Here is a 12,653-nt window from a genome sequence, read left to right on the forward strand (position 1 = left end):
TTTGGTTGACTTACATACTGCTGATGAAAACAAAGTTACCCGGCTTCTTTATGGTTTGGCTTCCTCACTGGCTCCGCGGAGCAGTATGTGCCGTAGCGGCTAGTGTGGCCTGTATATCCACCGCAGCAGCCCAGAGTTGGGAACTGCTGGCTCGCACGGAGGCAGAGCAATACTGGGGCACTATCAACAGCTCTGCTCTGGCGGCCAATCAGGATGTAGTAGTAACCGGGTCTGTATCGGGTTCTATGCGGTTAGGACCCACGCTTCGGGTCGGAACTGAAGGCTACACCAATGCCTACGTAGCCAGACGGTCGGCCCAAACCAACCAGTGGCTGTGGAGCGCCACGGTGAAGAGTCCGCACAATACTTTGGCCACGCGCACCCTGGTGCTGCCGGATAATGACGTTATTGTCCTAGGGTCCTTTGTGGATGGCTATGGTGGGGCCACATTTGGCTCATTGACCACCTTGTTTGGCCAGGGCACCTATGACGGCTACGTCGGGCGGCTGGATGGGGCCACTGGGCGCTGGCGCTGGGTGGCGCAGGTGGCCACCCGCGGAGCATTCATGCACGCGCAGCCCATGGCTATGGCCTTGCAAGGCTCCGGGAGCTGGTGGTGGCCGGCACGTTTAATGGTAATCTACAGCTTGGCTCGTTGCCGCTGCTGGCATCTGCTTTGCCCGGCGGCCCCGGCAGCTTTACGGTCAATTTCGACTTATTCGTTGCTCGTCTCAACTTGAATACCGGGCAATGGCTGCAAGCCCTGAGTGCCGGTGGGCCTGGAGCAGATGGCGTAACCGACATCGTATCCTTAGCCAATGGTGACCTGGCGGTGGCCGGAACGTTGCAAGCTCCCATCTCCTTAGGCAAGTTGCCCGCCATCAGTGGCTTGACCGTGCCTCGCGCTTTTGTAGCCCGCCTCGACCTTACCCGTGCCCAGTGGCACTGGGTACAGCAAGTTCAGTCCGATAGTTTGGCGCAAGGCCAGTGCCTGATAAAGCTGCCGAGCGGGGACTTGGCGGTGAGTGGAAGCTACATGGGCACTGCTCGGCTTGATGCCCTGACGCTGCCGCGTGGACTAGGCCGTTACAGTTCCTTTGTGGGGCGGCTTCGCCCCGACGATGGGCAGTGGCAGTGGGCCGCGTCTGGTGGTGGAACGGGGCGGCCTCTAGGCCATGGCGGGCTGGCTGCAATGCCCAACGGCGACGTCGTTATCATGAATAACTATGCGGGCAGAAGCCGCTTCGGCACCTTGCCTGAGGTAAATAGCACCAGCAAGAATCCGGATATATTCGTTGGTCAGCTCAGCGGAAAAGACGGTCAGTGGCAGTGGCTAACCACCGCTGGTGGTAACGGAAACGGTCGAGACTACGAGTTTGCCGGGGATGATTTTGCCGGGGGTATCCATGCCCTGGATAGTCGGCACTTGCTCGTAACGGGCACTTTCAGCAACGCTGCCTATCTGGGCTTTAATCTCGGGCCATTGGCTACCAAGATATACGACGGTTTTGTGGCCCGTATCACCTTGCCCGCCGCCTGTCCGGATGCCGTGGTCGAGGCGCCGGCGCCAGTGCGTATCGTCGTCGATTCGACCGTATGTGGCCCCGAGCGTACGCTGCGCGTCGTAGGAGCGGAGCCCGGCAGTTCGTTTGGGTGGAACACCGGGGCTACTGGCCCGGTCTTGACGGTTACCACCCCAGGCGTGTATACCGTGCAAATCAGTACGCTGGCTGGCTGCCGCTACCAAACACGCTACACGCAAACCGCCGCTGACCTGGCCCGGCCCACATCGTTGCCCAATGTTATAACTCCCAACGCCGACGGTATCAACGACCGGTGGGTGGTTCGGGCCCTGCCAGCCGAAACGCGGCTGCGTATTTTCAACCGCTGGGGCCGGCTGGTTTACCAAACCCAGAGCTATACCAACGAGTGGGCCGCCGACGGATTAGCCGCCGATGTGTATTACTACGTGCTCGAAAACCCCACGCTGTGCCCGAGCCCCAGGTTAAAGGCTGGGTTGAAGTAGTACGCTAACGAAAGCGGGCTAGGTTTCCCACTAAGGCGGGTAGAACCCAAAGAGCCGCCCCGGCTGTGCCTGAAACTAGGACAGTGGGGCGCCCCTTTGGGCCTATCGGGCTCTGACGAACTTGTGCCCAGCTAAGTTCAGGCTACTATTTTGAGTCAGCCAGATGGCTCGTAACCTCGCCTTTGTCGTTGAGCGTTTCCAGGCGGGGCTTGCCGGCGGCGTCTACGTAGAGCTTCATTTTGGCCTTACCGTCGGGGCCGTATAAGTAAAGGCCGGAGCTATTGCTGGAGGTCCGGCCCAGAAACACCCGGCTTTTCGACCCTTCCTGCGCGAGCAGCTCGGTTATCTTCTGCTCTCGTACCGCCTTGTCCTGGATTTTTTCCAGGGCCTTAATCTTCTCCGTCCGCACGTCCACATTCGAGCCGACGGGGTAGTCGTTTATGCTGATACCGCGGCGGATGCTGCTTTTGCCATTGGCATACGACTCGGCATTGAGAATTTGAATCACTTGGTCGTCATGATACTGATCCATGGTGAAAGACATGCCCGAGTTGGTTTCGCCATTCTTGGTTTCGCCGGCATACACCAGGCCCCCGCATTCATCCCCCTCGTCGTTAAAGAAGATCAGGCCCGCTTGCCGCTCCCGCTTCGGATAATCTTTGCCATTCATGCGTCCCGGGTGCTGCCGCTCTTTGTTGCTGATTACCAGCTTCAAGCTGCCGTTTTCGCCCACCACATTGATTCGTTTGACGGTAAGCTCCTCCAGGGTCTGACTTGGGCCTTTACCCTGAAAAGAAGACAGCAGTAAAAAGCCGAAGGCCAGGGTGCTGACCAGGCAATAAGCGGTTAGAAAATTCACCTTCTGTTCCAGGCTTGCTTTCATAATGGGAGGGTTAGGATGGATGATCAGGCGGTAAAATAGCAAGCCGGTATAAAAAAACCGCCCCGGCTGCGCCTGAAGTCAGGGCAGCCGGGGCGGCTTAGGGGTAGCAGCGCTGCCGTTACTTCTGCAGCAGCTTGAGCAGCTCTTCGGCAGCCGGCTCGGAAGAGGCCGGGTTCTGGCCCGTTATCAGGTGGCCTTCCGTGACGACGTAGGGGTGCCAATCGGCAGCTTTGGAGTAGTTGGCCCCGGCCTGCACCAGCATGTCTTCCACCAGGAAAGGCACGATGTCGGTGAGCTGCACGGCGGCTTCCTCGGTGTTGGTAAAGCCCGCTACCTGCTTGCCTTTCACCAGGAGCTTCCCGTTGGCGGCTTTCACGTGGCGGAGCACACCGGGCGCGTGGCACACGGCCGCTACGGGCTTGCCGGCGGCGTAAAAGCTCTCAATCAGTTCGATAGACTTCTTGTCCTCGGCCAAATCCCAGAGCGGACCGTGGCCCCCGGGTAGAATACAGCGTCGTAGTCGGCGGCCGAAACCGTGCTGAGCTGCACCGTATTGGCCAGAACCTGCTGGGCAGCGGGGTCATTTTTGAAGCGCTTGGTGGCTTCGGTCTGGGCGCTGGGGTCGTCGCTCTTGGGGTCCAGCGGTGGCTGGCCGCCGGCCGGTGAAGCCAGGGTCAGGGTGGCGCCGGCGTCTTTGAAAACGTAGTAGGGCGCGGCAAACTCTTCCAGCCAGAAGCCGGTTTTGTGGCCCGTGTTTCCCAGCTGGTCGTGGGAAGTCAATACCATCAGAATGTTCATGGTGCGTTTGTTACAGAGTGGAAAAGATGGGGCGCAGCGTTACAGCAGCAGCCGGTAGAAGGTGGTTTTGCGCTCGGCCAGCAGCGGCACAATCTGGCCCAGCACGATGCGCTTGAAGTCGGCCGTTTCGCGGTGCGCTAGCTGAGCCTCCTGGTTGACGTACTGCTCGTAGATGAAGAAGCGCGCCGGCTCCTCGGCCGACTGGTGGGCCGTGTACACCAGGTTGCCGGGCTCGTTGGCTCGCACGGCCTGGGCGGCTTCCCGCAACAGGCGGCCTACCGTTTCTTCGTGGCCGGGCTGCACCAGCCACTCTGCCGCTACGCAATAGATATCTGCTGAATTCGTCATGAAATGAGGTTTTGAAGGGGTAAGCTGGGTTTCGGAGTGTACAACCGCCGGGCTACCCCGCAGTTCGTTCGTCACCTTAATTGGAGCAGGGCTAGGCTGTTTTTACAATGGCTTTACCGGTGTTTTCGCCTTTGAATAGGCCCAGAAAAGCCGCCGGAATCTGGTCGAAGCCCTCGGTAATGGTTTCCTCAAACTGCAGCTTGCCCTGGCTGTACCATTCTGTGAGCTTCTGCATGCCTTCGGGCCAGCGGTTGTAGTAGTTGCCCACGATAAAGCCCTGCAACTTGGCGCTGGTCTTTAGCAGCTTGCCCTCGGGGCGCGGGCCCACGGGTGTTTCCGTGTCATTGTAGCTGGCAATCTGGCCGCAGAGGGCAATGCGGGCGTATTTGTTGAGCAAGTCGTAGACGGCGTCGGTAATGGGGCCGCCCACGTTGTCGAAGTAGCAGTCGACGCCATCCGGGGCTGCCGCGGCCAGGGCCTGGGCAATATCAGGTGTGGTTTTGTAGTTGATGGCCTCGTCGAAGCCCAACTGCCGCAGGTAGGCTACTTTCTCGTCGGAGCCGGCCGTGCCAATCACCCGGGCGCCCTGAATCTTGGCCAGCTGGCCTACGATCATGCCCACGGCCCCGGCCGCACCCGATACTACCACGGTTTCGCCAGCCTTGGGCTGGCAGATGTCGAGCAGGCCAAAGTAAGCCGTCAGCCCAGGCATACCCAGCAGGCCCAGAAAGTAGCTGACCGGCGCCTGGTCGGTAGGTACCCGGTTCAGGCCCTTGCCATCGGAGAGACTATATTCCTGCCAGGGCAAGTTGCCTACCACTACGCTGCCCACGGGCAGGGCGTCGTTCTGACTTTCAATAACTTCAGCTACGGCGCCGCCCGCAATTGGCTCACCCACCTCGAAGGGCGCAATGTAGGACTTACCCTCGTTCATGCGGCCCCGCATGTAAGGGTCGACGGACACGTAGCGGGTTTTGAGCAGCACCTGGCCGGCAGTGGGAGCGGGCAGCTCCCGAGTTTCAAACTGGAACTGGGCGGCCGTGGGCAGGCCCTGGGGCGGCTGGCCAGCAAAATGGTTTGGGTCTTCATAGCAGCAGAGTGGAGCGGATAGAAACAATAAACTGTCATCCGGAGCGGTGAAAAGTCCTTCCTCAGCGCGGCACTAGGGCCCACGGCTTGGAAGACTCTCTTCAGCTCCGGATGACAGCTCGGTTTTTACGCCTGAATTACGCGTTGGTCGTCGTATTCAGGGTCACTTCGATATTGCCTTTGGTAGCGCGCGAGTAGGGGCAAATGCCGTGGGCGGCTTCTACCAGCTGCTCGGCCTGGGCCTGCTCGACGCCGGGAATGTTCACGTGCAGGTCGGCCGAAATGCCGTAGCCGCCGTCTTCCGCCTTCCCAAAGCCAATGAAAGCTTCTACTGTTACGCCTTCCAGCTTCACCTTGGCCTGCCGGGCCGCTACGCCCAGGGCACCCTCAAAGCAGGCCGCGTAGCCGGCGGCAAACAGCTGCTCGGGTTGGTAGCGCCAGCCTTGCCGGGGCCGCCCATTTCCTTGGGCGTGCTCAGGTCTACATCCAGCACGTTGTTGTTGGTGGAAACATGACCGTCGCGGCCGCCTTTGGCCAGGGCTTGCGCAGTGAAGATTTTTTCGATTTTCATCGGTACAGAGAAATGTGAGGTTAGGGAAAGAAAGCCGGAGGCTTAGGCCAGCCGGGTTAAAAGCGTGTGTAATTGGGTGCGCAGGGTTTCGAATTCCGGCTGCGACATACCCAGGTGCTGAAACAGCTGTTCGGGAATGTGGCAGGCCGGCTCGCGCAGGGCCCGCCCGGCCGGAAGCAGGGCAATAAGCACCGACCGTTCGTCGCGCGGGTCGCGGCGGCGGCTCAGCCACTGCTTCTGCTCCATGCGCTTGAGCAGGGGAGTAAGCGTGCCCGAGTCAAGCAAAAGCCGCTCGCCCAACTCCTTCACGGTCAATTCCTCGTGCTCCCACAGCAGCAAGAACACTAGGTACTGCGGATACGTCAGGTCGAGGGCCTGCAGGTAGGGCTGGTACGCCTTGGTCAGCATCCGCGACACGGCGTAGAGCGGGAAGCACAGCTGATTATCAAGCTGCAGCAGGGCGTCGGCGGAAGGGGCGGAAGGGGCGTTGCTCATTGGGTTGTGCAAGTATAACGGCTTTGATTGTATAATGTTTAATTGTGCGCAATCTAATTTAGTTCAGTTTCGCAACTGCGTAAGCATGAGGCAAAAAAATGCCGGCCCCGCAAAAGCAGAGCCGGCATTGGCAAGAATGGGTAGCTAAACTACTGGGCCTTGTAGGCGCTGTAGCCACCGAGCAGGTTGCGCACGTGGCTGAAACCGTGCTGGGTGAGCAGGGCTTTGGCCGAGGCCGAGCGGCCGCCGCCTTTGCAATGCACGATGATTTCTTGGTCTTTAAGCTCTTCCAGGTCGGCAATTTTTTCGGGCAGGGAGCCCAGCGGGATATTCTGGCTGCCTTCGATGCGGCCTTCCTCATTTTCCCAGGTTTCGCGCACGTCCAGGATAATGGGGGTTTCGCCGGCGGCCTGCCGCTGCTTCAGCTCTTCGGGGGTGATGTCGTTCATAAAAAGAAAGGTAGATAAGGAACAAATGGCAACTGAGCGGCAACAATAGCCAATTCAACTGAAGAATACGTGAATTCCGCCGTCTAGCGGGCCAGTACCAAGCGTTTGTTCACCAAAAGTCCGTTGGGTAAGGTAAGCTGTACTACGTATATCCCGCCCGCCAGCTGCTCCAGATTCAGAGTTTCCTGACCGAGCTGGGCCGCGGGCTGGGTCCAGACGGTGCGGCCCATGGCATCGAGCACGGCGGCGCGCTGGTAATTGCCCTCCACTCGTACCAGGCCGGTGCTGGGGTTAGGGTAGAGTGAAAAGGCGGCGGCCGTCTGAGCATCGGCCGTAGCCGTTACGGTGGCATTATTGGTCATCACCGGGCGCATCATGATGGCTCCGGCCGGGGCGCCGCCCACGCTGGAAAAGTCAAATGAAGCGTTTTCCCACACGCCAAACGTGTTTTTGAGGAAGTAGCCGTCCGGAGGAGCGTTGTTCAGGTCCAGGCCGAAGGGTACCACAGCATTGCCGAACTGTCCGTGCCCATAGCCCACGTAGAACGTGCCCGAAACCGGTACCGGGGCCGGGAAGTTGATTTCAACAAACCTCTGCCCGGCAGGCAGCGCGGCCGGAATCGTGAAGCTCTGGGTGGCCTTGGGCTGGGCCGTGGGCTTGCCGTTCTGGTCGTCCCACACGTTGATGGTAATCACCCGGCCGGCCGCCGCGGGCAGAATCGGGTATAGGCGCAGGCTGCGGACCTGGTCGGGCTTGTTCAGGTCGAAGCGGTAGGCCCGGTAGCGCAGACCGGTGGTCGAAAACCGCTCGATGCTAAGCGTAGCCTCCGGGGTGCCATCGTCGTAGGCGTAGTAGTTGCGCAGCTCGGTTACCCGCGAAATGGTGTCGTTGCGAACAGTTAGTGCCGTGGCTGCCTCGCCGGTAAGCAGATAAATGGAGTGGCGCAGCACTTTTTCCTCCGGCGTCAGCGGAATGGCCAGGGGCGGGCATCTACTACCACCGGCGTCTGCCGGCTGCCGGGGTCCAGGGAGCGGCCCGTCTTGACGGTAGTAGCTACGGCGCCGCCGGGCAGTACTTGCAGGGTACCCAGCCAGTCGACCGGGGTGCTAGCGGGCCCGGGGCCCAGGTTGTTGACCGTTGTGCTGATAACGTCGTTCAACTCATTGCTGGGGCCGAACTGGCGTTGTATTGCCAGACGGGCATGGCAGTGTAGCGCTTGAGCAGGCTGCCCAGCGGCCGACTGGTGGTAATGTCGCGGTTGGTGGAATCGGTGGCTGAGCGGTTGCGGTCCAGGCGCACGTAGTCGATGCTCCAGGCGTCGTCGTTGTCCACGTTCGACTGGTTGCCGGAGGTGTGAAACCGGAACTTGAAGCCCGCGTGCAGAAAACGTGGGTCCGTAACCGGGAACAGAAGCTGGCGGAAGCCGGTGCGCTGGCCCTGGCTGCGCTGGGTCCAGATAATGCGCCAGTCGGTGGGCCCCCATTGCCCAGAAATTCCAGCTGGATAAACACCGGGCGCGAGCTGCTGGCCGCAGTGGGGGCCGACACGATATTGCCGGCCTGCCAGAAAAAGCTCAGGTACACGTTGCTGGCCGCCGTCAGCCCGCTCAGGTCGATGGGCTGGGAGGTAAGCGTGTCGGTGTCGCTGAAAAAGCTGCCGCGGGGCAGGCCCTTGGCATTGAGCCCGTCGAAGGTAGCTGCGCCGCGGGACGGTGGGGCCAGCACGAAGCGGTTGTTGACCAGTACGCCCCCACCGGCCTCCCAACGCTGGGTGCTAGGTGCGCCTTCGGGCTGGGTCGAAAAGTCGTCGAAGAAGGGCAGGCTGAGAGCCGCCCGCCGGTTGGCCGCCCCCGCGCTAGCCGGAGCCGGGGTGCGGCTGGGGTCGGCGGACAGGGCACCGGGCACCTGGGCATGAGCCAGCAGGGGCAGCAGGCCGGCGCCGAATAATAGCGAGGATACAAGACGTAAGGAACGGGTCATATAGGCAAGTTACGTAAGCCAAACGAGGGCAAGGGCCCGAATATTTCAAGTCAGTGAAACAGCTCCAGCCGGTGGGGCCGGGCAGGTACTGAGCCTACAAGCAAAAGACCTTTCCGGTTGTTCCGAAAAGGTCTTTTCTAGAGGGTGAATCTGAAGCCGGTGGTTACTGAACCGATTTGATAGGGGCGTCGCCGGCAATCCAGAGGTCCACAAGCTGGCCCATGCGGATGGTAGCACCGGGCGAGGGTACGGGGCGCTGTTTCACCACGGTGCCTTCGAGCTGGCCTTCCTCGGCGGGCTGATAGAAGATTTCGCCCACCTGCAGGCCCTGGCCCACAAGCAGCGTAGCAGCTTCATCCTGGGGCATGTTTACCACGTTAGGCACCGGGAATTCCTGGTTGCCCTGCCCGTCGCCCACCACCAAGTCCACGCTGGTGCCTTTGGCAATGGGGGCGCCGGGGGCAATTTCCTTTCCGTTCACCATCTGCTTGAGCACGGCATTCTGGGCCAGATCGGGCACCTTGATGATTTTGCCCACCATCAGACCGTAGCTGCTCAGAATCATCTGGGCATTTTTCTGGGAGCCGTCTACCAGCTTAGGCATCTTTATCACCGGTGGGTTTTTCATGCTCACCGAGATGTAGATTTTGCGGTCTTCTTTCACCCGCTCACCCGGCGCGGGATCCTGGGTTAGTACCGTAAAGGGCTGAATATTAGGGTTGTAGCTGCTGTCGTCCACGAAGTAGCGCAGGTTTCGCTCGTCGAGGTAGTCTTCCAGGGCTTCCTGCTTCATGCCCGTAATCTTGGGCACCACGATGGTTTCGCCGTGGTTGGTAGTAATAGGCAGGTAGACGAAAAAGAAGCCGAACAGCAGCAACGCCCCGGCGGCCCCAATCACCAGCAGGTGCTTGACGACGTCGATGGGCGTATCTGATTTTAGAAATGACATTGGAGGAAAACTAAAGCGAAGCGCCGAAATAGAGGCGGAAAAGTAGGGGTAAAAGCCGAAACGACGATAATGCCTTTTTATTTAGCACGTCATCCGGATGAACGTCATGTCGAGCAAAGCGAGACATCTCGCGTGCAATGGTGACTAAATACTACTGCGAATAAACACGCGAGATGTCTCGCTTTGCTCGACATGACCTACTAATAAGGATTTGGTATTCCTAGCCGGCGGTGGTCAGCTTGGCGTTGCGCTCCTTGCCAAATTCCAGAATCCGGTCGATGAAGTCGTAGGGCGTGTAGCCGTTGAGGGCCGTCTGGTGGAAGATGCAGGTGGCGGGCGTCATGCCGGGTAGGGAGTTGACCTCGATGATGATGACTTCCACGGCACCGGTTTCGCGCACCCGCACGAAGGCGTCGATGCGGGCGTAGCCCTGGATGTTGAGCACCTCGGCCACGCGCTTGAGCTCGGCTTTCACTTCCTCCGAAATGCGCTGCCGTTCCTGCACGTCCGGGGCGTAGCGGGCCGGGGTAATATTCTGACCTTCGCCGGCCAGGAATTTCTCCTCCAGGCTCAGCACTTCGCCGTTGGCCAGGGCTTCGGAGGCTTCGAATACCTCAATTTCCAGCGTGCCATCAGCTTTCCAGTGGGTAAGCAGGCCGCCGGTTACTTCCAGGAAGTGCTTGGCGCCGTCGCGCGAAATCAGGGTTTCGACCAGGAAGGCGTCCTTCTGCGGGAATTCTTCCTTGAAGCCCAAGTTCAGCACGGTGGCGGGAGCGGGCATGAGGTCTTCCTGGTCGCGGAAGATGAGCTGGCAGAAGGCTTCGAGCTCCGCGCGGTTCTTGATTTTCTTCACGGCCGAGGAACAGCCGTCGTCGGCGGGCTTGGCAATGAAGGGGTAAGCAAACTGGGTTTCCAGGCTGCGGTAGAAGCTTTCGGCGTCGGCTTCCCACTCCAGGCGGGCAGCCATGCGGTGCTCGGCTACGCGCAAACCAGCCTCGCGCAGGCGGCGGTTCGTCTCAAACTTGTTGATGGTAATGCTGCTGCTTTCCACGCCCGAGCCGTTGTAGGGCAAGCCGAATTGCTCCAGTTGCTTCTGCAGGGCCCCATCCTCGCCGGGGCGGCCGTGCAGAGCAATAAAGACCTCATCCACCTCGTGGGCCAGCTCCTCGAAGGAAAGGCGGCGGGGCTGAGCCGTAGCCTGCCCGGCGTAGGTACTGGTAATGGCGCTGGCCTCCTCGCGAATCCGCTCGAGCACGGGGTGCAGCGAGTGGCCGGCCTCGGCGTACTCGATTTTCTCCCGTATGTCGTCGGCGTTGTCCTTGAGCATCACGTTGATGGGCAGCACGTAGAGGCGGAATTCCTGGCTGTTGCCGGTCAAAAACACGGGCACGGGCTCGTACTTGACCGAGGAGCTGAGCTTCTCGTAGATGTTGCGGCCACTTTCCACCGAAATGTGGCGCTCCGAGGAGTAACCACCCATAATCACGGCCACCTTGGTGCGCTGCTTTTCCTCGTGCTGGCGCGACGCCACGGCCTCGTCCAATTGCGTGAGCAGGCCCCCGAGGTGCACCGGCTTCATGCCGGCCCGGCGGCGGGCCGCTAGCGAGGTGCGGATCAGGTAGGTGAGGAACTGGGAAGGGTTCAGGCCGATTTCGGCAGCCTGGTGGAAGAAGAACGAGGCCGGCAGCATGCCCGATGTGGTATTCGGGTCGTTCAGGAACAGCTGGTTGTCTTTGCCCAAGAACCCGTCGATGCGGGCGTAGACCTGGAAGCCAAAGGTGCGGAACATTTCCTCGCAGGCCTCCCGGATGCGTTGAATCTCCGCTTCGGGCAAGTCAATCGGGGTGATTTTGCGGGAGAGGCCGGGCAGGTACTTCGAGCGGTAGTCGAACATTTCCTCGCCCTTCACAATTTCCGTCGGCGGCAAGGCCAGCGGGTTGCCGTAGGGGTCTTCCACTACGATGCACGAAAACTCCCGGCCCGCCACGAAGGACTCGACCAGCACCTGGGCCTCGCCGTCCACGTTAGTCAGCCGCACTGCTTCGGCCGTTTGCAGCCGCTCATTGAGCGTATTCAGCAGGGTTTCGGGGTGGTAGATAACCTCGGTTTCGGCATCCAAAACTACCGGCAGGCCGATACCGTCGCGGATGTCGACCAAGTGCTGAACCCAGGCAATCTTGTCTTGCTCGCCCAGGCGGTTCCACTCCTCGCGGGTTACGGTTTTGCGGAACAGGCTGCGCTCCACGGCGCGGGCAAATTGCTCGGCATTGGCCTCGCGAAGAATGGAAATACCGATGCTGGAGCCCTGGCGGGGCGCTTTGAACACCAGCGGCAAGCCCAGCTCGCGCACCAGGTAGTCCAGAATAGCTGGCTGGCTGGCAGCCGTGTCCCACTCCTCGGCAGTTAGCACGCGGTAGTCGGGCGTGGGGCGGTTCAGAGCCTTGAGCAGCTTTTTCTGGGCAATCTTATCAATCCCGAACGCCGAAGGCAGCACGCCGGAGCCGGAGTAGGGGATGCCGTACCATTCGAGCAGGCCCTGAATGGCGCCATCCTCACCGCCGGGACCGTGTAGAGCCAGGAAGGCAAAGTCCATGAGCTCACGCAGCTCATTGGGCAGCACGCGCCGGCCTACTTCGCTGATAATCGTATCCTGCTCCTCCGAGCTCAGCTCACCCAGGCTTTCCAGGTACACCTGCAGCTTGTGCTGGGACTCGGGCAGGGCCGACACGGGCGGGTAAAAGTCGCGGATGGTGCCCTTGTAGATGTAGTGCCAGTCGAGCAAGATGAAGTTGCCGCGGCTGTCCACAAAGATGGGAACGGCCTGGAACAAGGCCTTGTCCAGGTTATCGTATACCGTGCGGCCGCCCGCAAAGGAAATTTCCCGCTCACGCGACGGGCCGCCGAAGAAGATGCCTATTTTCATACGTAGGGCAAAGGTACGAGTGATTGGGGGATTGACGACGCGCCAGCAGCGCCCCGCCCCGGCCAGTAGCGCGAACTTTGTAGTTCGTGCCCCGGAACGGCCACCGTTGGAACGGCGCAGATGCGCGAACTACAAAGTTCGCG

At 60.3% G+C, this 12,653-nt stretch carries 16 protein-coding genes; 2 read left to right on the forward strand and 14 right to left on the reverse strand.

The window, feature by feature from the left end; genetic code table 11:
• Positions 1-50: 50 nt before the first annotated feature.
• Complete coding sequence (locus MUN79_RS14000; RefSeq protein ID WP_244678211.1) at positions 51-740, forward strand: hypothetical protein; 690 nt, start codon at positions 51-53, stop codon at positions 738-740.
• A complete protein-coding gene (locus tag MUN79_RS14005; protein WP_244678212.1) occupies positions 737-2,026 on the forward strand; it encodes a T9SS type B sorting domain-containing protein in 1,290 nt (429 codons plus the stop codon). The genes MUN79_RS14000 and MUN79_RS14005 overlap by 4 nt, the downstream gene beginning before the upstream one ends.
• A gap of 145 nt (positions 2,027-2,171) precedes the next feature.
• Here the strand turns inward: MUN79_RS14005 and MUN79_RS14010 are convergent, their stop codons facing one another.
• The 14 genes from MUN79_RS14010 to MUN79_RS14065 all read right to left on the reverse strand — a co-directional run bounded on the left by MUN79_RS14010 (position 2,172) and on the right by MUN79_RS14065 (position 12,510).
• A complete protein-coding gene (locus MUN79_RS14010; protein WP_244678213.1) occupies positions 2,172-2,909 on the reverse strand; it encodes a hypothetical protein in 738 nt (245 codons plus the stop codon).
• Between the two features lie 118 nt (positions 2,910-3,027).
• The gene (locus MUN79_RS32270) at positions 3,028-3,384 is read right to left on the reverse strand and encodes a type 1 glutamine amidotransferase domain-containing protein (RefSeq protein ID WP_311136742.1); all 357 of its coding nucleotides are present in this window, start codon (positions 3,382-3,384) and stop codon (positions 3,028-3,030) included.
• A complete protein-coding gene (locus MUN79_RS32275; RefSeq protein ID WP_311136743.1) occupies positions 3,354-3,707 on the reverse strand; it encodes a type 1 glutamine amidotransferase family protein in 354 nt (117 codons plus the stop codon). The genes MUN79_RS32270 and MUN79_RS32275 overlap by 31 nt, the downstream gene beginning before the upstream one ends.
• Before the next feature lie 39 nt (positions 3,708-3,746).
• Positions 3,747-4,055, reverse strand: coding sequence for a putative quinol monooxygenase (locus tag MUN79_RS14020; protein WP_244678214.1), 309 nt, complete (start codon positions 4,053-4,055; stop codon positions 3,747-3,749).
• 91 nt (positions 4,056-4,146) lie between these two features.
• Positions 4,147-5,172: an NADP-dependent oxidoreductase gene (locus MUN79_RS14025; protein ID WP_311136744.1), complete on the reverse strand. Its 1,026-nt coding sequence runs from the start codon at positions 5,170-5,172 to the stop codon at positions 4,147-4,149.
• Between the two features lie 109 nt (positions 5,173-5,281).
• Positions 5,282-5,563: an Ohr family peroxiredoxin gene (locus MUN79_RS31015; RefSeq protein WP_311136782.1), complete on the reverse strand. Its 282-nt coding sequence runs from the start codon at positions 5,561-5,563 to the stop codon at positions 5,282-5,284.
• Positions 5,515-5,715 carry an OsmC family protein gene (locus MUN79_RS31020; protein ID WP_311136809.1) on the reverse strand — a complete coding sequence of 67 codons (201 nt, stop codon included), beginning with the start codon at positions 5,713-5,715 and terminating at the stop codon, positions 5,515-5,517. Before MUN79_RS31020 ends, MUN79_RS31015 begins: the two co-directional genes overlap by 49 nt.
• Before the next feature lie 42 nt (positions 5,716-5,757).
• Positions 5,758-6,210 (reverse strand): MarR family winged helix-turn-helix transcriptional regulator, encoded by a 453-nt coding sequence (locus tag MUN79_RS14035; RefSeq protein WP_244678215.1) that lies wholly within the window; start codon positions 6,208-6,210, stop codon positions 5,758-5,760.
• Positions 6,211-6,359: 149 nt separating this feature from the next.
• Complete coding sequence (locus tag MUN79_RS14040) at positions 6,360-6,659, reverse strand: rhodanese-like domain-containing protein (RefSeq protein WP_244678216.1); 300 nt, start codon at positions 6,657-6,659, stop codon at positions 6,360-6,362.
• Positions 6,660-6,742: 83 nt separating this feature from the next.
• The gene (locus MUN79_RS14045) at positions 6,743-7,609 is read right to left on the reverse strand and encodes a T9SS type A sorting domain-containing protein (RefSeq protein ID WP_244678217.1); all 867 of its coding nucleotides are present in this window, start codon (positions 7,607-7,609) and stop codon (positions 6,743-6,745) included.
• Positions 7,610-7,623: 14 nt separating this feature from the next.
• Positions 7,624-7,818, reverse strand: a complete 195-nt coding sequence (locus MUN79_RS14050) for a hypothetical protein (RefSeq protein WP_244678218.1) — start codon at positions 7,816-7,818, stop codon at positions 7,624-7,626.
• A gap of 1 nt (position 7,819) precedes the next feature.
• Positions 7,820-8,638 carry a hypothetical protein gene (locus MUN79_RS14055; RefSeq protein ID WP_244678219.1) on the reverse strand — a complete coding sequence of 273 codons (819 nt, stop codon included), beginning with the start codon at positions 8,636-8,638 and terminating at the stop codon, positions 7,820-7,822.
• 163 nt (positions 8,639-8,801) lie between these two features.
• Positions 8,802-9,587: a PASTA domain-containing protein gene (locus MUN79_RS14060; protein WP_244678220.1), complete on the reverse strand. Its 786-nt coding sequence runs from the start codon at positions 9,585-9,587 to the stop codon at positions 8,802-8,804.
• Between the two features lie 220 nt (positions 9,588-9,807).
• Positions 9,808-12,510: a D-alanine--D-alanine ligase family protein gene (locus tag MUN79_RS14065; protein WP_244678221.1), complete on the reverse strand. Its 2,703-nt coding sequence runs from the start codon at positions 12,508-12,510 to the stop codon at positions 9,808-9,810.
• Between the last annotated feature and the right edge of the window lie 143 nt (positions 12,511-12,653).

The sequence above is a fragment of the Hymenobacter cellulosilyticus genome (genome assembly GCF_022919215.1).
Classification (GTDB): domain Bacteria; phylum Bacteroidota; class Bacteroidia; order Cytophagales; family Hymenobacteraceae; genus Hymenobacter; species Hymenobacter cellulosilyticus.